The organism is Dechloromonas sp. A34, assembly GCF_026261605.1.
GTDB lineage: Bacteria > Pseudomonadota > Gammaproteobacteria > Burkholderiales > Rhodocyclaceae > Azonexus.
In genome coordinates, this window is sequence record NZ_CP102486.1 from 800,337 (window position 1) to 817,805 (window position 17,469).

A 17,469-nucleotide genomic window follows, 5' to 3' on the forward strand; every position below is an offset into this window, starting at 1 on the left:
AGATCGCCCGATGATGCTACGCAGGCGGGGGTTTGTAAAGGTTGTCCGGTCGCTCTAGGCTGGCTCAGGGCGGTAAATGCGAACGGTGATCACGCTGCGATCCTGGGTCTGCAACACCTCAACCGCTACACCATTCAGTTTGATACTCAGGCCTGATTCGGGAATGTCCTGGAAATGCTCCAGAATTAGCCCATTAATGGTTTTTGGTCCCTCTAATGGAAAGTCGAGGCCGAGCATGCGGTTTATCTCGCGCAAGGGGCGCGACCCTTCGACGATCGCATCACCATTCGGAGACCAGTGTAGGGTGTGCCCGAGGCCAGGGAGAGAGGTCGTGAAGTCCCCGACAAATTCCTCGATGATATCTTCCAGGGTTAGCAAGCCGAGAATTTCGCCGTATTCGTCCACAACGAAGCCGACTCTCTGCCGGTTCTCTTGGAAAAAAGCTAGCTGCGAAAAAATAGCCGTGCCGGCAGGTATGTAGTACGGCGGCTGAAGCTGTGACATCAGCGCGGCTTCGTCGAATTCCGGGTCGCCAATGCTGGCCAACAGACGCCGCACCGGTAATATGCCAACCAGCTGGTCAAGTGATTCACGGCAGACCGGGAGGCGGCTATGGTGGCTGGTCGCGAGTTGGGTTCGTACTTCTGTCCAGGGCAGATCGAGATCGAGGATTTCGATATTGCCCCGAGGGGTCATCACGTCTTCGACCGTAATGTTGTTGAGTTCGAACAGGCTGGAGAGGATGGCATGGTGCTTTTTCGGGATGACGTGCGAGGATTCAAGTACTAGGCTGCGCAGTTCTTCGGGTGAGAGTTGCGTGGCTTCGCTGGCCGGGGTCTGCGCCAGTCGGAACAGGCGAAGCAGGGCGCTGGCAAATAGATTGATGAACCAGACGGCGGGATAGAACAGGCGAAGCAGGGGGGTCAGTAAATGGCCAAGGACGACGGCCAGGCGGTCAGCGTAGGTGGCCCCAATGATTTTCGGCGTGATTTCGGAAAAAACCAGAATGGCAAACGTAACGGCTAACGTCCCGACGCCGAGAGCCCATTTTTCTTCGCCGAATAACTCAATGGCAATGACGCTGACCAGGGTTGCTGCGGCTGAATTGACCAGATTGTTGCCGAGCAGGATGACGCCCAGCATTTTGTCTGTCTGGTTGAGCAAGGCAAGCGCTTTTTCGGCGCCGCAGTGACCGGATTGGGCGAGATGGCGCAAACGGAAGCGATTGGACGCCATCATCGCGGTCTCGCTGAGCGAGAAAAAAGCAGACATCGCCAGCAGCACGACCAGTGCTGCCAGCATTGCTGTCAAGGGGACTTCATCCACGAATCAGAGTCGCCCAAGGATTACTTCTGCGACAAAGCGGCTACCGATATAGGCCAGGATTAGCAATGCAAAACCGGCCAGCGTCCAGTGCAGTGCCCGCTTGCCGCGCCAGCCCCAGGCGTGGCGCCCAACCAGCAGCGTCGCAAAGATTCCCCAGGAAGCAAAAGCAAACAGGGTCTTGTGATCGAGCGTAAGAGGTTTGCCGAACAGGGCTTCCGAAAACAGCAGGCCACTACCGACGGTTAGGGTCAAGAGTGCAAAACCGATCAACAACATCCGGAAGAGCAGTGATTCCATGGTTAACAGCGGAGGCAGGCTCGACAGGCTGCGCTTAAGTGAGTGCTTGTGCAGTGCGCTCTCGGTAAACCCCATGAAAATGGCGTGAAGTGCGGAAAGGGTCAGCAGGCTGTAGGCCAGCATGGCGGCAAGAAAATGGAGCTTGAACCCTGTGGCGCTGGCATGGGCGACCAGATGGACTTGCGGGAAGATGACGGGTAGTAACGTACAAATGGCCGCCAGCGGGAGGACCATGGGCTGCATGCCCTCCATGCGCGACATGAAACTTTCCAGCCAGTAGATCAGTACGGCGAGCCACATCATTAGCGACAGGGCGAAGCTGAACGAGAAGCGCATGCCGACTTCGGTAAATAGTCCGCCATATAGGCCAAAGGCGTGAATGACGAGGGCCAGTGCGATTAATGCGCGCTCCCAGCCTTGCATGGGGCAGGCGACGCACTGATTTTCGCGCTCGCGCCAGCGGGTGTTCCAGAAATGGAAACCCAGGGCACCATATATCAGGGCGGCGAGAACGTGGGGCAGAAGCTGAATTACAATGTCGACCATCCCTGAATTCTACTAGAAGCCCATTTGACATGCTCGATAACCTGACTACCCGCCTTGCCCGCGTCATGAAGACGCTGAAGGGTGAGGCTCGCCTGACTGAAACCAACATCGCCGACGCATTGCGCGAGGTTCGTATGGCTTTGCTCGAGGCTGACGTCGCCTTGCCGGTGGTCAAGGAGTTCATTGCCGCCGTCAAGGAAAAGGCGGTTGGTGAGCAGGTAATTGGTTCACTAAGTCCTGGTCAGGCATTGATTGGCGTGGTGCATGCGGAGCTGACCAAAATCATGGGCGATGCCCATGAGGGGATCAATTTCAACACGCAACCACCGGCCATCGTGTTGATGGCCGGTTTGCAGGGGGCGGGCAAGACGACAACGGTCGGCAAGCTGGCCAAGTTTCTTAAAGAAAACTTCAAGAAGAAAGTCTTGGTTGTTTCCTGCGACGTCTATCGGCCGGCCGCAATCGAGCAGTTGAAGTCGGTCGCTGCCCAGGCTGCTGTCGATTTCTTCCCGTCGACGGTCGGCGAAAAGCCGGAGGCCATTGCGCTGGCCGCCGTGGATTGGGCCAAGCGGCACTACCACGATGTGCTGCTGGTCGATACGGCGGGGCGTCTCGCCATCGACGAAGAAATGATGGCCGAAATCAAGCGCCTGCACTCGACCATCAACCCGATTGAAACGCTGTTCGTGGTCGATGCCATGCTTGGCCAGGACGCGGTCAATACGGCCAAGGCGTTCAACGAGGCGCTGCCGCTGACCGGCGTCGTGCTGACCAAGCTCGATGGCGATGCGCGTGGCGGTGCCGCACTGTCGGTGCGCCATGTCACTGGCAAGCCGATCAAGTTTGCCGGGGTTGGAGAAAAACTGAGCGGGCTGGAAGCCTTCCACCCGGAGCGGATGGCATCACGCATCCTGGGGATGGGCGACGTGTTGTCCCTGATCGAGGATGCCCGGAAAGGCCTGGATGAAGAGAAGGCGGTTGCTTTTGCCAAGAAGCTCAAGTCCGGCAAGGGCTTCGATCTCAACGATTTCAAGGAGCAGATGGCCCAGATGCGCAGCATGGGCGGCCTGACCGCCTTGATGGACAAGATGCCGGCGCAAATCGCGCAGGCCGCCGGGCAGTTGCCGGCCGGGGCCGAGCAAAAGATGGTGGGGCGAGTCGAAGGTATCATCAATTCGATGACCCCGGTCGAACGTGCCAAGCCCGAGTTGATCAAGGCCAGCCGCAAGCGCCGGATCGCCACCGGGGCCGGCGTACAGGTTCAGGAGGTCAATCGCCTGCTCAACCAGTTCGAGCAAATGCAGAAGATGATGAAGCAGTTTTCCAAGGGCGGCATCGGCAAGTTGATGCGCGGCATGAAGGGAATGCTGCCCGGTATGGGCGGCATGGGGCGCTGATCAGCGCTCGGCTTTGGCCAGGCTGGCTGGCTTGTCGTAACCCCACTGGTTTTGCCAGGCAGCGCGGACCATGTTGGGGTATTCGGCTTTTCCCAGGCTTCCGTTATAGCGACCGAGGGCGCGAAACAAGTCGCCTTTCTCAATGTCCAGGTAATGGCGCAGGATGGTACAGCCGTAGCGCAGATTGGTTCGCAGGTCGAACAGCGAGTCATCCGGGAGTCCGATCACCTTGACCCAGAACGGCATTACCTGCATGTAGCCACGAGCCCCGGCCGACGAGACGGCGTATTTTCGGAAGCCGGATTCGACCTGCATCAGGCCGAGTACCAATTGCGGGTCGAGGCCGGCGCGCGTTGCCTCGTAATGCGCGCTGCGCAGCAGATCAATGCGGTACTCACGATTCGGGATGCGTTTTTCCAGGCGTCGTGACATTTCGCCCAGCCAGTCGGCAGCTTCAAGCGGCGTCTTGAACGAACTGACGGCTGGCCGCGAGTCCGAGACCGCCTTGTGCAGGGCTGCCCGGACGCTGGCGGACATCGGTTCGTATTTCTGGGCGCCGGCATGGACTGTCGACGCGCCGCACAACAACAGGGCCGCGATCAGGCGGCGCACAACTTCCTCTTCAAGGTCTCGAGGATGCCGCCCTGAGCGACCATCGTCGCTTCGGCGTCTAGTCGGGCCTTGTATTCGACTTGGCCTTCATTCAGGCCGCGCTCGCCAATGACTACGCGATGCGGAATGCCGATCAGCTCCATGTCGGCAAACATGACGCCGGGGCGCTCGTTGCGATCGTCCAGAAGGGCGTCGATTCCGCTCGCTTTAAGTTCGGAGTACAGTTGGTCGGCTGCCATCTTGACCGCCGGGCTCTTGTGGTAGCCCATGGGGACGATGCAAACGCTAAAAGGCGCAATGGCGGCTGGCAGGATAATGCCCTTGTCGTCATTTCCCTGCTCGATGGCGGCACCGACGATACGCGAGACGCCGATGCCGTAGCAGCCCATCTCCATGATCTGGCTTTTGCCCTTTTCGTCTAGATAGGCGCAATTCAGAGCGGCAGCGTACTTCTGACGTAGCTGGAAAATGTGCCCGACCTCGATGCCGCGCAGGATATCGAGCTTGCCCTTGCCGTCCGGCGACGGGTCGCCGGCGACGACGTTGCGCAGATCAGCGACTTCCGGTTCAGGCAGGTCGCGGCCAAAGTTGACCCCGCTCAGGTGGAACCCCGGCTCGTTGGCGCCGCAGACAAAATCGCCCATGGCGGCAACCGCGCGGTCGGCAAAGACGGCCACCTTGTTGCTGATCGCAACCGGGCCAATGTAGCCCGGTTTGCAGCCCAGATATTCCTCAACCTCTGCTTCCGTGGCAAAACGGAACGGGTTGAGTGCGGCGATCTTGCTTGCCTTGATTTCGTTCAGTTCGTGGTCGCCGCGCAGCAAGAGCAGGGCGAATTTCGTGCTGCCATCCTCTTTCTCGCTGATCACAGCAATCGATTTGACGATTCTGTCCAGATTGATGCCTAGAAAATCGGCAACGTCGGCGCAGGCCGTCTTGCCGGGGGTGGCGACCTTTTTCAGCGATCCACCTGCTGCCGCGCGGGGAGTTGATGGGGCGACCGCCTCAGCCAGTTCGACATTGGCGGCGTAATCGGAATCTGGGCAGTAAGCAATGTCATCCTCGCCGGAGTCGGCCAGGACGTGGAATTCATGTGAGCCCGTGCCGCCAATCGAGCCGGTGTCAGCGGCAACAGCCCGGAATTTCAGCCCCAGGCGGGTGAAAATGCGGCTGTACGTCGCATACATAGTGCCGTATTCGCGTTGCAGGTCTTCGAATGAAGCATGAAAGGAGTAGCCGTCCTTCATCAGGAATTCGCGGCCACGCATTACGCCGAAACGGGGGCGAATTTCATCGCGGAACTTGGTTTGAATCTGGTAGAGATGGATCGGCAGCTGACGGTAACTCTTGACGTCGCGACGCACGGCGTCGGTGATGACCTCCTCGTGCGTCGGGCCGATGACGAACTCGCGCTGGTGGCGGTCCTTGAAGCGCAGTAGTTCCGGGCCGTATTGCTCCCAGCGGCCGGACTCCTGCCACAACTCGGCCGGTTGCACGGCGGGCATCAGCAGTTCCAGTGCGCCGGCGTTGTTCATCTCGTCGCGAACGATGCTCTCTACCTTGCGCAGGACGCGCAACCCAAGCGGCATCCATGTATAGATACCAGCGGCGGTTCGCTTGATGTAGCCGGCGCGGAGCATCAATTTTTGACTGATAACTTCGGCGTCGGCCGGGGCTTCCTTGAGTGTGGTAAAAAAGAACTGCGAAGTGCGCATGGGATGCTCTTGAATTCGTTGCAAAAAGGAGATTTTACACGCAGGCTGTGCTTTGCACCCAGACCGGCTTTGTGAAAGAATTGGGGTAACTTTTAATTTTGCAGGAATTCTATGCTCGACCGTGAAGGCTATCGCCCGAACGTCGGCATTATTCTTTGTAACGCCAAAAACGAGGTTTTCTGGGGTAAACGCATACGGGAGCATTCTTGGCAGTTTCCACAAGGTGGCATCAAGCGCGGCGAATCGCCGGAAGAGGCCATGTATCGTGAACTGTATGAAGAGGTCGGGCTCCTGCCTGAGCACGTGCGTATTCTCGGGCGAACCAAGGGCTGGTTGCGTTACGAAGTGCCGACACACTGGATCAAGCGCGAATGGCGCGGATCCTACAAAGGTCAGAAGCAGATCTGGTTCCTGTTACGCCTGGTTGGGCGTGACAGCGATGTCAGTTTGCGAGCGACCAGCAAGCCCGAATTCGACGCGTGGCGCTGGAACGACTACTGGATCCCATTTGATGCGGTAATTGAGTTTAAGCGCGGGGTCTATGAGCAGGCGCTGAATGAGTTGGTTCGCTTTCTCGATCTGGATCGGCGAGGAAAGATTCGCCATGCAGTCCCGGGGGGCGAGAATCCAGCCCCGTCCAATGAGGAGTGAACGGATGAGTCCGTTGCGCAAGTTTGCCGGTCTGCTTGGTTTTTTTGTTTTCGTTGGAAACGCGCAAGCGGATTTTGAAGAAGACTATGAAACCAAGCAGTGGCAGGAGTTGGAGGTTCAGCTGCCTGCGGCACCGAGGGCTGACGGACTGCGCTCGTTCTACGTTAGCGCTGCGAGTGACAACCAGTTTTTGATCGATCAGGCAACGCTTTCGGTTGGCAGTGATGGCGTGGTTCGTTATGTGCTTGTCGTTCTGACCCCGGGAGGGGGGCGAAATGTCACGTTCGAAGGCATGCGCTGCGCAACACGTGAACGCCGCATCTATGCCTCGGGCCGGCGCGACGGGATGTGGTCGAAATCGCGCAATAACGAGTGGTCGCGGATTCAGGATGTTTATGCCAATCGACATCATGCGGCGCTGTTTCTTGAATATTTCTGCCCCGGCGGTGTCATTGTCCGTGATGCGGCGGAAGCCGTCGATGCCTTGCGGCGTGGCGGTCATCCGGATAACAAGCCTTGGTGAGTCCATGTCCATCGATCAGGTAGTTGTCGAAATTGACCTTGCGCTCCGAACGCTCTTCGCTCCGGCGCGCAGTGTTCGCGCAACTCCTGGTGCAGATTGTCCTGAGGTCGCGTTCAATGACAGGCAACGTCGTCATGTCGCTGGCCTGATGCGCGTAAACCATTGTGGAGAGATTTGCGCTCAGGCTCTTTATCAGGGGCAGTCACTCACTTCTCGCGACCCAGCTACCTCGGAGGCCTTGCGAGTTGCCGCTAATGAGGAAACTGAACACTTAGCCTGGACGGAGCGGCGTATCGTGGAGCTGGGTGGGCGCAAGAGTGTGTTGAACCCCTTGTTGTACATTGGGGCGTTGGGTTTCGGATTGGCAGCCGGAGCCCTTGGGGATAGATGGAACCTGGGTTTTCTGGCCGAAACCGAACGGCAGGTTGAGGCTCATCTGGATGGGCATTTGCGCACCCTTCCTGACGAAGATGGCAGGTCTAGGGCAATTGTCGATCAGATGCGCCTGGATGAAATAGCCCATGCAGAAATGGCCATTCGGTATGGCGCGGCCGAACTTCCGCTTGCGGTGAAGCTTGCCATGAAAGTGGCGGCAAAGGTCATGACCAAGGCCGCCTATCACGTATAGATGGCCTGAGGCGCTTCAGGCTTCCTCAATGATCTCGAAGTCGTGAGTGATATCGGCAGTTTTGCCGAGCATGATCGATGCAGAGCAGTATTTGTCTTTCGAGAGTTCAATGGCACGCGCCACGGCTTCCGGCTTGAGGTTTTGTCCTTTCACGCGATAGTGAAAGTGGATGTGGGTGAATATCTTAGGGTCTGATTCGGCACGCTCGGCCTTGAGGCTGACATCGCAGGCGCTGACAACGTGTCGTCCCTTCTTTAGAATCAGAACAACATCGAAAGCTGTGCAGCCGCCTGTGCCCGCCAAAACCATCTCCATTGGGCGTGCTCCTAGGTTTCTGCCGCCGGCTTCCGGTGCGCCATCCATTACGACTGCGTGGCCGCTACCCGTCTCCGCAACAAACGACATTCCCGCATCATTTCCCATCCACCTAACCGTACATTCCATTCATTGTCTCCCAGAAAGTGCGGTAATTTTAGCGGATATCTCTTCTCGGATGAGTCGGCGCGTGAATTGTTGCGATGCAGCATATGTTTGCGCTTGCTTGGGGCAAATTTCTACGTTTTGGTTGGTTATATATTCTGATATAGATCTAATTTTTACTTATTTAGTAGTTATTAAACATTGTATTAAGTTGCATCCAAAAAATAGATCGCCTAATAACAATATATATTGTGCGTCGCACAAATAGTTCTTGCTCGGGGGGGCTGGGTCGTGGATAATGTGAAGTGTAGGAACTGAAGTAACTTTACAGCGATGGGTTCTCCAGTTCAGATTTGTCTCCTCCACCCTCCTCCTTTGGTGTGGATTTAACGCGGCTCAGCGAGCCGCGTTTTTTTTGTTTGTTTGCGGCGGAGAGTGTTAAAAGCCATTGACACCCCTAGAGAAGTTCAACTAGAATCCGCGCCTTTCTCCAATCTGCGCCCAAATTTTTCAGGACGGCACACACATGAAAACGTTTTCCGCCAAGCCACATGAGGTGAAGCGCGAGTGGTTTGTGGTAGACGCCACAGACAAGGTGCTCGGCCGCCTCGCTACCGAAATTGCCCGCCGTCTGCGTGGCAAGCACAAGGCTATCTACACCCCGCACGTTGATACCGGCGATTTCATCGTCGTCACCAATGTCGAAAAGCTCACCGTGACCGGTAACAAGGCCGAAGATAAAAAATACTTCCGCCACTCCGGTTATCCGGGCGGTATCTACGAAACCAACTTCAAGAAGATGCAGCAGCGTTTCCCGGGGCGTGCCCTCGAAACCGCCGTCAAGGGCATGTTGCCGAAGGGGCCGCTGGGTTACGCGATGCTCAAGAAGCTGAAGTGCTACGCTGGCGAACAGCATCCTCACACTGCCCAGCAGCCCAAGGCTCTGGAAATCTAAGGGATCATCATGGCTGAAAGTTATTTCTACGGTACCGGTCGTCGCAAGAGCGCCGTTGCTCGTGTCTTCATGAAGCGTGGCTCCGGTGCCATCGTCGTCAATGGTAAGCCGATTGACCAGTTCTTCTCTCGTGAAACCGGCCGCATGATTGTGCGCCAGCCGTTGGAGCTGGTTGAGCAACTGACTGGTTTCGATATCAAGGTCAATGTTATTGGCGGCGGTGAGTCAGGCCAAGCCGGTGCTGTTCGTCATGGTATCACCCGCGCCCTGATTGAATACGACGCTGCCCTGAAGCCGGCACTCTCGAAGGCTGGCTTCGTGACGCGTGATGCTCGTGAAGTCGAACGTAAAAAAGTTGGCTTCCACAAGGCGCGTCGTCGCAAGCAGTTCTCCAAGCGTTAAGTCGTTTGGTACCGGAAAAAGCCGCCTATGGGCGGCTTTTTTGTTTAGCGATTTGCGTATTATTCGGCCTCAAATTTAGGCTTCGTTAAAGGTGGCTCCTTCTATCCGGGGCTATATTCAGCTTGCGCAAGCTACACTAAACAGACTCTCCGGAACATAAACCTGTTGTTTGGCAAGGAAATGCGATGGTGCTATGTCAACTCCCGCGGTTAGCCTAAGATTTAGAAAACTCCGGCATCGTTTTGGAATTGCCGCACCAAGGCTGGTGGTGCGTAGCCATGTGCCATGGCCGTGGGTCGCACTGCCTGGTTTGTTGCTGCTAATGTTGGTCGTTGCGGTCGTCTGGTTGGTCATGCAGCGAAACGAGGCCGGTGAGATGGGGCATGAGGTACAGACGCTTCGTCAGCAATTGCAGGCGCACGATGAAGAGTTGGGCGTGCTTCGGGTAACTGCTGGTACGCGCCAGAATGCGGTTAGCATCGAGCGCGCCACACAGCAGCAATTGCTGGCTAGGATTCAGTATCTTGAACGCGAGAATGGTGCACTAAAAGAAGACATTATGCTCTTCGAGCGCCTGATCCCCATGATTGGCGAGGATGCTGTAGTCCGCATCGAGAATTTTCGTGTCATTCACGATGGTGGTGGGCGATATCGTTACCGCATCTTGCTGGCTTTTAAACCAGATCGGCAAAACCCAGAGTTTCGCGGGCGCTTGCAGTTGGCAGTGGGTTTTACGCTTGGGGGCAAGGAGCGGCAGGTGTTGTTTCCGGATAAGCGAGGCGTGGCGGAAGAGTATCGGTTGGAGATGAGGCACTTCTTGCGTCGCGAGGGGGTTTTCGAATTGCCGCCAACTGGCCAGATCAAGGCCGTTGAGGCGCAAGTTCTGCAGGGTGATACACTAAAGTCAAAGCGGTTAGCACAACTTTAGGAGGGTTTATGTTCGGCAAAAAAAACGATAGCAAGCCTCAGGGGCGAATCGATAGCCTGATTGGTGCAGGAACCCGAGTTGAAGGCAGCATCCGTTTTTCCGGTGGTTTGCGGATTGACGGAGAGGTGTCTGGAAGTGTTGAAGCGACGGAAGGGGCGTCTTCGACGTTGGTTTTGAGTGAGCATGCCCGCGTGGAAGGTGGAATTAGCGTGGCTCATCTTGTTAGCAACGGTACCGTTGTCGGTTCGGTAAGCGTCAGCGAATCGCTGGAAATGCAATCGAAGGCGCGCATTGTTGGCGACGTGGACTATGCCATGATTGAAATGCATCAAGGAGCGGTCATTGAGGGGCGCTTGGTGCATCAGGGGGCCAAATCGGTGGAACTAAAACTCGCTGCCTCAAACTAATGCAATTGACCGCGATCACACGGACTCGCATAATCTCGCACCAATTTTGTCAGGAGCTTCTTCTATGAACGCCGTAACCGAAATGACCTCCCCTCTTCTTTTTACCGATAGCGCGGCAAGCAAGGTCAGGGAATTGATCGAAGAAGAAGGTAATCCTGGATTGAAGCTGCGAGTATTCGTGACTGGTGGTGGTTGCTCCGGTTTTCAGTACGGGTTTACTTTCGATGAGGAAGTCAATGAAGACGACACTACTCTGGAAAAAAATGGAGTGACCTTGCTGATTGATCCGATGAGCTATCAGTACTTGGTTGGTGCAGAGATCGATTATTCAGAGGGGCTTGAGGGATCTCAGTTTGTCATTCGCAACCCGAATGCAACCTCTACCTGTGGTTGCGGGTCATCCTTTTCGGCTTGAGTGATTGGGTTGATGTCTGTTTGCCGGATTGGCCGGCTTGTATGCTGGCATGCAAAAACGCCCGACCTGACTCGTCGGGCGTTTTCAATCGCGGTGTGAAATGTTGCCTATCGGTTTGTGGGTGGGGGCGGATTGACTGATTGTGCACGGTGCTTGGTGTGGCTGTCGGGCTGGAGCAGGAGTTCATGGCTTGAGAATGTACTTGACTCGTTTTTACGCGAATAGGTATTGCTAAGCGGGCACAAGTAGGCAACCGCTCTTGTGAGTGGGTAGCGAAATGGGTTTTGCGCAGTTGGACGGAAGTTCGGTCCTCTTAAGTGAACCGGCTGTGGTTAATGCTTTCACCGGCGGCTTCGGCTTGAAGTAAGCCCTGTCCAGTGTTTTTCCGCCAAGCGTGGAAGCGAGCGACAGAGATTCTAGGTGTGGGTATGTTGACTCAGTGCTTCTTTGGTCGCGGTCGCAGTCTCGTAGTTGTACAGGTTGATTGATTTCCAGGGGCGATCAGTGCGGGTGCTATTTTGTCAGCCTAGTCCAACACTGCGTTCAGACTAACGAAGGTATGACACATCGGGATGGGGTGTGCGCCTCGCCCAGGCTTGATTCGGATGGTCGGTGGTAGTGTTGCGCAGAATAAGCGCGCTAGCGAACGGATAGTTCGTGTGGAGTTCACCTATCTTGCCATCCATCCAAGTGCGCTCGGGTATTGCCTGCTGGCCAATCTTTGCAGGTGAATCCTTCTGGTTGGTAGGTGTTTGCGATTATTTTTCAGCTGACCTGGCGATCTTGACGGCGGCTGCCTAAATAATTTTCTCTAAGAGTGTTGACCGTCGTTTTTGAATCTATATAATGCGCACCTCTTCTGCAGCGGCGGGGTTTTCCGGCGGTTGGGGGAGAGGAAGAAAAGAGAAGAAGTTGGGTGTAAAAGCTTGACGAGATGTTGGAAGTGATTCATAATCTCGCTTCTCTGCTGCTGACGGATTTAACGAGACGGCGCGGCGAGTGATCTTTAACAATTTGAACAACCGATAGGTGTGGGTGCCTTGATGCTAGCGATGCAAATCGCAAAAAAGTATTAAAGGCAATCACACGGATGGAGAGATCCATCGAGGTAGAAGTTAAATTCTACCGTCAGTGAATTGTGAGTATTAGTTGGATTGAACTGAAGAGTTTGATCCTGGCTCAGATTGAACGCTGGCGGCATGCCTTACACATGCAAGTCGAACGGCAGCGGACCTTCGGGTGCCGGCGAGTGGCGAACGGGTGAGTAATGTATCGGAACGTACCTTTCAGTGGGGGATAACGTAGCGAAAGTTACGCTAATACCGCATATTCTGTGAGCAGGAAAGCAGGGGATCGCAAGACCTTGCGCTGATTGAGCGGCCGATATCAGATTAGCTAGTTGGTGAGGTAAAGGCTCACCAAGGCGACGATCTGTAGCGGGTCTGAGAGGATGATCCGCCACACTGGAACTGAGACACGGTCCAGACTCCTACGGGAGGCAGCAGTGGGGAATTTTGGACAATGGGGGCAACCCTGATCCAGCCATGCCGCGTGAGTGAAGAAGGCCTTCGGGTTGTAAAGCTCTTTCGGCCGGGAAGAAATCGCATGGGTTAATACCCTGTGCGGATGACGGTACCGGCATAAGAAGCACCGGCTAACTACGTGCCAGCAGCCGCGGTAATACGTAGGGTGCGAGCGTTAATCGGAATTACTGGGCGTAAAGCGTGCGCAGGCGGTTTTTTAAGACAGGCGTGAAATCCCCGGGCTCAACCTGGGAACTGCGCTTGTGACTGGAAGGCTAGAGTACGGCAGAGGGGGGTGGAATTCCACGTGTAGCAGTGAAATGCGTAGAGATGTGGAGGAACACCAATGGCGAAGGCAGCCCCCTGGGTCGATACTGACGCTCATGCACGAAAGCGTGGGTAGCAAACAGGATTAGATACCCTGGTAGTCCACGCCCTAAACGATGTCAACTAGGTGTTGGGAGGGTAAAACCTTTTAGTACCGGAGCTAACGCGTGAAGTTGACCGCCTGGGGAGTACGGCCGCAAGGTTAAAACTCAAAGGAATTGACGGGGACCCGCACAAGCGGTGGATGATGTGGATTAATTCGATGCAACGCGAAAAACCTTACCTACCCTTGACATGTCCAGGAGCCTGAAGAGATTTGGGTGTGCCCGAAAGGGAACTGGAACACAGGTGCTGCATGGCTGTCGTCAGCTCGTGTCGTGAGATGTTGGGTTAAGTCCCGCAACGAGCGCAACCCTTGTCGTTAATTGCCATCATTTAGTTGGGCACTTTAACGAGACTGCCGGTGACAAACCGGAGGAAGGTGGGGATGACGTCAAGTCCTCATGGCCCTTATGGGTAGGGCTTCACACGTCATACAATGGTCGGTACAGAGGGTTGCCAAGCCGCGAGGTGGAGCCAATCCCAGAAAGCCGATCGTAGTCCGGATCGTAGGCTGCAACTCGCCTGCGTGAAGTCGGAATCGCTAGTAATCGCGGATCAGCATGTCGCGGTGAATACGTTCCCGGGTCTTGTACACACCGCCCGTCACACCATGGGAGCGGGTTCCGCCAGAAGTAGGTAGCCTAACCGCAAGGGGGGCGCTTACCACGGCGGGGTTCGTGACTGGGGTGAAGTCGTAACAAGGTAGCCGTAGGGGAACCTGCGGCTGGATCACCTCCTTTCTAGAGAAAGCATCTCTGGCACCCACAACCTATCGGTTGTTCAAAGAGTAGCAAACAGACGAGGGTCTGTAGCTCAGTCGGTTAGAGCACCGTCTTGATAAGGCGGGGGTCGTTGGTTCGATTCCAACCAGACCCACCACGTCACAAACGGGGGATTAGCTCAGCTGGGAGAGCACCTGCTTTGCAAGCAGGGGGTCAACGGTTCGATCCCGTTATCCTCCACCAGAATCTAAAGATAAGCTGATTGTTTATCTTTAGCTTTTGAGGAATCAATTGCTACGCTCTTTAACAAAACGGAAGAAGGTTGTGTTGCAGCGCTGATGAGGCGTTGGCAACACGTTGTGATTGCATCTGTCTTCATTTCTTTGCCGGAATGAGACAGCACAAATATGAGTTTGCCTGTAGCCACTCTCTTAGGAGAGTACAAGGTTATAGGATCAAGCGACTAAGTGCATGTGGTGGATGCCTTGGCGATCACAGGCGATGAAGGACGTGCAAGCCTGCGAAAAGCGGGGGGAGCTGGCAATGAAGCTTTGATCCCCCGATGTCCGAATGGGGAAACCCACTCAGCAATGAGTATCCCACACTGAATACATAGGTGTGGGAGGCGAACCCGGTGAACTGAAACATCTAAGTAGCCGGAGGAAAATAAATCAACCGAGATTCCCCAAGTAGTGGCGAGCGAACGGGGAGCAGCCTGCTAGTGATAGCGGAGACGTTAATGGAACGGAATGGAAAGTCCGGCCGTAGTGGGTGATAGCCCCGTACATGAAAACGACTCTGTGGTACTAAGTTAGCGAAAAGTAGGGCGGGGCACGTGAAACCTTGTCTGAACATGGGGGGACCATCCTCCAAGGCTAAATACTCGTGATCGACCGATAGTGAACTAGTACCGTGAGGGAAAGGCGAAAAGAACCCCGGGAGGGGAGTGAAATAGATCCTGAAACCGCATGCATACAAACAGTGGGAGCCGACTTGTTCGGTGACTGCGTACCTTTTGTATAATGGGTCAGCGACTTACGTTGTGTTGCGAGCTTAACCGAATAGGGGAGGCGTAGCGAAAGCGAGTCTGATAAGGGCGTTTAGTAGCACGGCGTAGACCCGAAACCGGATGATCTATCCATGGCCAGGATGAAGGTGCCGTAACAGGTACTGGAGGTCCGAACCCACTAATGTTGAAAAATTAGGGGATGAGCTGTGGATAGGGGTGAAAGGCTAAACAAATCCGGAAATAGCTGGTTCTCCCCGAAAACTATTTAGGTAGTGCCTCATGTATCACTTGCGGGGGTAAAGCACTGTTATGGCTAGGGGGTCATCGCGACTTACCAAACCATGGCAAACTCTGAATACCGCAAAGTGCGAGCATGGGAGACAGACAGTGGGTGCTAACGTCCATTGTCAAGAGGGAAACAACCCAGACCGCCAGCTAAGGTCCCCAAGACACAGTTAAGTGGGAAACGAAGTGGGAAGGCATAGACAGCTAGGAAGTTGGCTTAGAAGCAGCCATCCTTTAAAGAAAGCGTAATAGCTCACTAGTCGAGTCGTCCTGCGCGGAAGATGTAACGGGGCTCAAACTGTGCACCGAAGCTGCGGATATCCGTAAGGATATGGTAGGGGAGCGTTCTGTAGGTCTGTGAAGGTGTCTTGTAAAGGATGCTGGAGATATCAGAAGTGCGAATGCTGACATGAGTAGCGATAAAGGGAGTGAAAAGCTCCCTCGCCGAAAGCCCAAGGTTTCCTACGCAACGTTCATCGGCGTAGGGTGAGTCGGCCCCTAAGGCGAGGCAGAAATGCGTAGTCGATGGGAAACAGGTCAATATTCCTGTACCGATTCTAGATGCGATGTGGGGACGGAGAAGGTTAGGTCAGCCATCTGTTGGAATAGGTGGTTTAAGCGTGTAGGCGTGCCCCTTAGGCAAATCCGGGGGGCTAAGCTGAGGCGTGATGACGAGGCACTACGGTGCTGAAGTGATTGATACCAAGCTTCCAGGAAAAGCCACTAAGCTTCAGTCTAGAATTGACCGTACCGCAAACCGACACAGGTGGGCAGGATGAAAATTCTAAGGCGCTTGAGAGAACTCAGGAGAAGGAACTCGGCAAATTAACACCGTAACTTCGGGAGAAGGTGTGCCCCGGTAGGTTGTAGAGCCTCGCGCTCGAAGGCCGATGGGGTTGCAGTGAAATGGTGGCTGCGACTGTTTAATAAAAACACAGCACTCTGCAAACACGAAAGTGGACGTATAGGGTGTGACGCCTGCCCGGTGCCGGAAGGTTAATTGATGGGGTGCAAGCTCTTGATCGAAGCCCCGGTAAACGGCGGCCGTAACTATAACGGTCCTAAGGTAGCGAAATTCCTTGTCGGGTAAGTTCCGACCTGCACGAATGGCGTAACGATGGCCACACTGTCTCCTCCTGAGACTCAGCGAAGTTGAAATGTTTGTGAAGATGCAATCTCCCCGCGGCAAGACGGAAAGACCCCATGAACCTTTACTGTAGCTTTGCATTGGACTTTGAATCGGTCTGTGTAGGATAGGTGGGAGGCTGTGAAACCGGGACGCTAGTTTCGGTGGAGCCAACCTTGAAATACCACCCTGATTTATTTGAGGTTCTAACCTTGATCCGTGAATCCGGATCGGGGACCGTGCATGGTGGGCAGTTTGACTGGGGCGGTCTCCTCCCAAAAGGTAACGGAGGAGTACGAAGGTACGCTTAGGACGGTCGGACATCGTCCATAAAGTGCAATGGCAAAAGCGTGCTTGACTGCGAGACCCACAAGTCGAGCAGGTGCGAAAGCAGGTCATAGTGATCCGGTGGTTCTGTATGGAAGGGCCATCGCTCAACGGATAAAAGGTACTCTGGGGATAACAGGCTGATACCGCCCAAGAGTTCATATCGACGGCGGTGTTTGGCACCTCGATGTCGGCTCATCTCATCCTGGGGCTGTAGCCGGTCCCAAGGGTATGGCTGTTCGCCATTTAAAGAGGTACGTGAGCTGGGTTTAAAACGTCGTGAGACAGTTTGGTCCCTATCTGCCGTGGGCGCTGGAAATTTGAAGGGGGCTGCTCCTAGTACGAGAGGACCGGAGTGGACGAACCTCTGGTGTACCGGTTATGACGCCAGTCGTATCGCCGGGTAGCTATGTTCGGAAGAGATAAACGCTGAAAGCATCTAAGCGTGAAACTCGCCTTAAGATGAGATTTCCCGGAGTCTTGAACTCCTTAAAGGGTCGTCGAAGACCACGACGTTGATAGGTCAGGTGTGGAAGCGCAGTAATGCGTTAAGCTAACTGATACTAATTGCCCGTACGGCTTGATCCTATAACCTTGTAATACACTGCAAACTCATAATCGCAGTCACAACAAACAACCTTCTATCCCCGTTTTGCGTTTGGCGCGGTTACTCGCGACAAACATACAAGTTACGTCTGGCGGACATAGCCTTCTGGTACCACCCCTTCCCTTCCCGAACAGGACCGTGAAACAGTTGAGCGCCAATGATAGTGAGCTTCCGCTCGCGAAAGTAGGTCACCGCCAGACTCCCCATACAAACCCCCTT

14 protein-coding genes, 2 tRNA genes and 3 rRNA genes are annotated in these 17,469 nt (G+C 54.9%); 14 read left to right on the forward strand and 5 right to left on the reverse strand.

Going from position 1 to position 17,469, the window contains the following annotated elements:
- Positions 1 to 54 precede the first annotated feature (54 nt).
- Both NQE15_RS03985 and NQE15_RS03990 read right to left on the reverse strand, forming a co-directional pair.
- Positions 55 to 1,326: an HlyC/CorC family transporter gene (locus NQE15_RS03985; protein ID WP_265946751.1), complete on the reverse strand. Its 1,272-nt coding sequence runs from the start codon at positions 1,324 to 1,326 to the stop codon at positions 55 to 57.
- Positions 1,327 to 1,329: 3 nt separating this feature from the next.
- Positions 1,330 to 2,169 carry a cytochrome C assembly family protein gene (locus NQE15_RS03990; RefSeq protein WP_265946753.1) on the reverse strand — a complete coding sequence of 280 codons (840 nt, stop codon included), beginning with the start codon at positions 2,167 to 2,169 and terminating at the stop codon, positions 1,330 to 1,332.
- Between the two features lie 29 nt (positions 2,170 to 2,198).
- Here NQE15_RS03990 and ffh point away from each other — a divergent pair, with 29 nt between their 5' ends.
- A complete protein-coding gene (gene ffh, locus NQE15_RS03995) occupies positions 2,199 to 3,566 on the forward strand; it encodes a signal recognition particle protein (protein WP_265946755.1) in 1,368 nt (455 codons plus the stop codon).
- Here the strand turns inward: ffh and NQE15_RS04000 are convergent, their stop codons facing one another.
- Positions 3,567 to 4,178, reverse strand: coding sequence for a lytic transglycosylase domain-containing protein (locus tag NQE15_RS04000; protein ID WP_265946757.1), 612 nt, complete (start codon positions 4,176 to 4,178; stop codon positions 3,567 to 3,569).
- Positions 4,166 to 5,893 carry a proline--tRNA ligase gene (locus tag NQE15_RS04005; protein ID WP_265946759.1) on the reverse strand — a complete coding sequence of 576 codons (1,728 nt, stop codon included), beginning with the start codon at positions 5,891 to 5,893 and terminating at the stop codon, positions 4,166 to 4,168. Before NQE15_RS04005 ends, NQE15_RS04000 begins: the two co-directional genes overlap by 13 nt.
- A 111-nt stretch (positions 5,894 to 6,004) precedes the next feature.
- Here NQE15_RS04005 and NQE15_RS04010 point away from each other — a divergent pair, with 111 nt between their 5' ends.
- From NQE15_RS04010 to coq7, 3 genes are read left to right on the forward strand one after another with little or no spacing between them, the layout of a single operon-like run.
- Positions 6,005 to 6,544 (forward strand): RNA pyrophosphohydrolase, encoded by a 540-nt coding sequence (locus NQE15_RS04010; protein ID WP_265946761.1) that lies wholly within the window; start codon positions 6,005 to 6,007, stop codon positions 6,542 to 6,544.
- 4 nt (positions 6,545 to 6,548) lie between these two features.
- Positions 6,549 to 7,067, forward strand: a complete 519-nt coding sequence (locus NQE15_RS04015; protein WP_265946763.1) for a CNP1-like family protein — start codon at positions 6,549 to 6,551, stop codon at positions 7,065 to 7,067.
- A 4-nt stretch (positions 7,068 to 7,071) separates the two neighbouring features.
- Entirely contained in the window at positions 7,072 to 7,695 is a 624-nt protein-coding gene (gene coq7 / locus NQE15_RS04020) for a 2-polyprenyl-3-methyl-6-methoxy-1,4-benzoquinone monooxygenase (RefSeq protein ID WP_265946764.1), read from the forward strand.
- A gap of 15 nt (positions 7,696 to 7,710) precedes the next feature.
- Here the strand turns inward: coq7 and NQE15_RS04025 are convergent, their stop codons facing one another.
- The gene (locus tag NQE15_RS04025; protein ID WP_265946765.1) at positions 7,711 to 8,139 is read right to left on the reverse strand and encodes an OsmC family protein; all 429 of its coding nucleotides are present in this window, start codon (positions 8,137 to 8,139) and stop codon (positions 7,711 to 7,713) included.
- A 502-nt stretch (positions 8,140 to 8,641) separates the two neighbouring features.
- On the opposite strand from NQE15_RS04025, the gene rplM reads away from it, so the two are divergent.
- The 10 genes from rplM (at position 8,642) to rrf (ending at position 17,450) form a co-directional block, all read left to right on the forward strand.
- Positions 8,642 to 9,070, forward strand: coding sequence for a 50S ribosomal protein L13 (gene rplM, locus NQE15_RS04030; RefSeq protein ID WP_265946766.1), 429 nt, complete (start codon positions 8,642 to 8,644; stop codon positions 9,068 to 9,070).
- Positions 9,071 to 9,079: 9 nt separating this feature from the next.
- A complete protein-coding gene (rpsI, locus tag NQE15_RS04035; RefSeq protein WP_265946768.1) occupies positions 9,080 to 9,472 on the forward strand; it encodes a 30S ribosomal protein S9 in 393 nt (130 codons plus the stop codon).
- Positions 9,473 to 9,665: 193 nt separating this feature from the next.
- Positions 9,666 to 10,400 carry a DUF6776 family protein gene (locus NQE15_RS04040; RefSeq protein ID WP_265946770.1) on the forward strand — a complete coding sequence of 245 codons (735 nt, stop codon included), beginning with the start codon at positions 9,666 to 9,668 and terminating at the stop codon, positions 10,398 to 10,400.
- 8 nt (positions 10,401 to 10,408) lie between these two features.
- Complete coding sequence (locus NQE15_RS04045; RefSeq protein WP_265946772.1) at positions 10,409 to 10,807, forward strand: bactofilin family protein; 399 nt, start codon at positions 10,409 to 10,411, stop codon at positions 10,805 to 10,807.
- A 64-nt stretch (positions 10,808 to 10,871) separates the two neighbouring features.
- A complete protein-coding gene (gene erpA, locus NQE15_RS04050) occupies positions 10,872 to 11,222 on the forward strand; it encodes an iron-sulfur cluster insertion protein ErpA (protein WP_265946774.1) in 351 nt (116 codons plus the stop codon).
- Positions 11,223 to 12,378: 1,156 nt separating this feature from the next.
- Positions 12,379 to 13,914 (forward strand): 16S ribosomal RNA (locus tag NQE15_RS04055).
- Positions 13,915 to 13,976: 62 nt separating this feature from the next.
- Positions 13,977 to 14,053 (forward strand) — tRNA-Ile (locus tag NQE15_RS04060).
- Between the two features lie 10 nt (positions 14,054 to 14,063).
- Positions 14,064 to 14,139: transfer RNA gene (locus NQE15_RS04065), tRNA-Ala, on the forward strand.
- Between the two features lie 210 nt (positions 14,140 to 14,349).
- Positions 14,350 to 17,231, forward strand: a 23S ribosomal RNA gene (locus NQE15_RS04070).
- 106 nt (positions 17,232 to 17,337) lie between these two features.
- Positions 17,338 to 17,450 (forward strand): 5S ribosomal RNA (gene rrf / locus NQE15_RS04075).
- The 16S, 23S and 5S rRNA genes sit together here with 2 tRNA genes alongside, the layout of an rRNA operon.
- Positions 17,451 to 17,469: the final 19 nt, after the last annotated feature.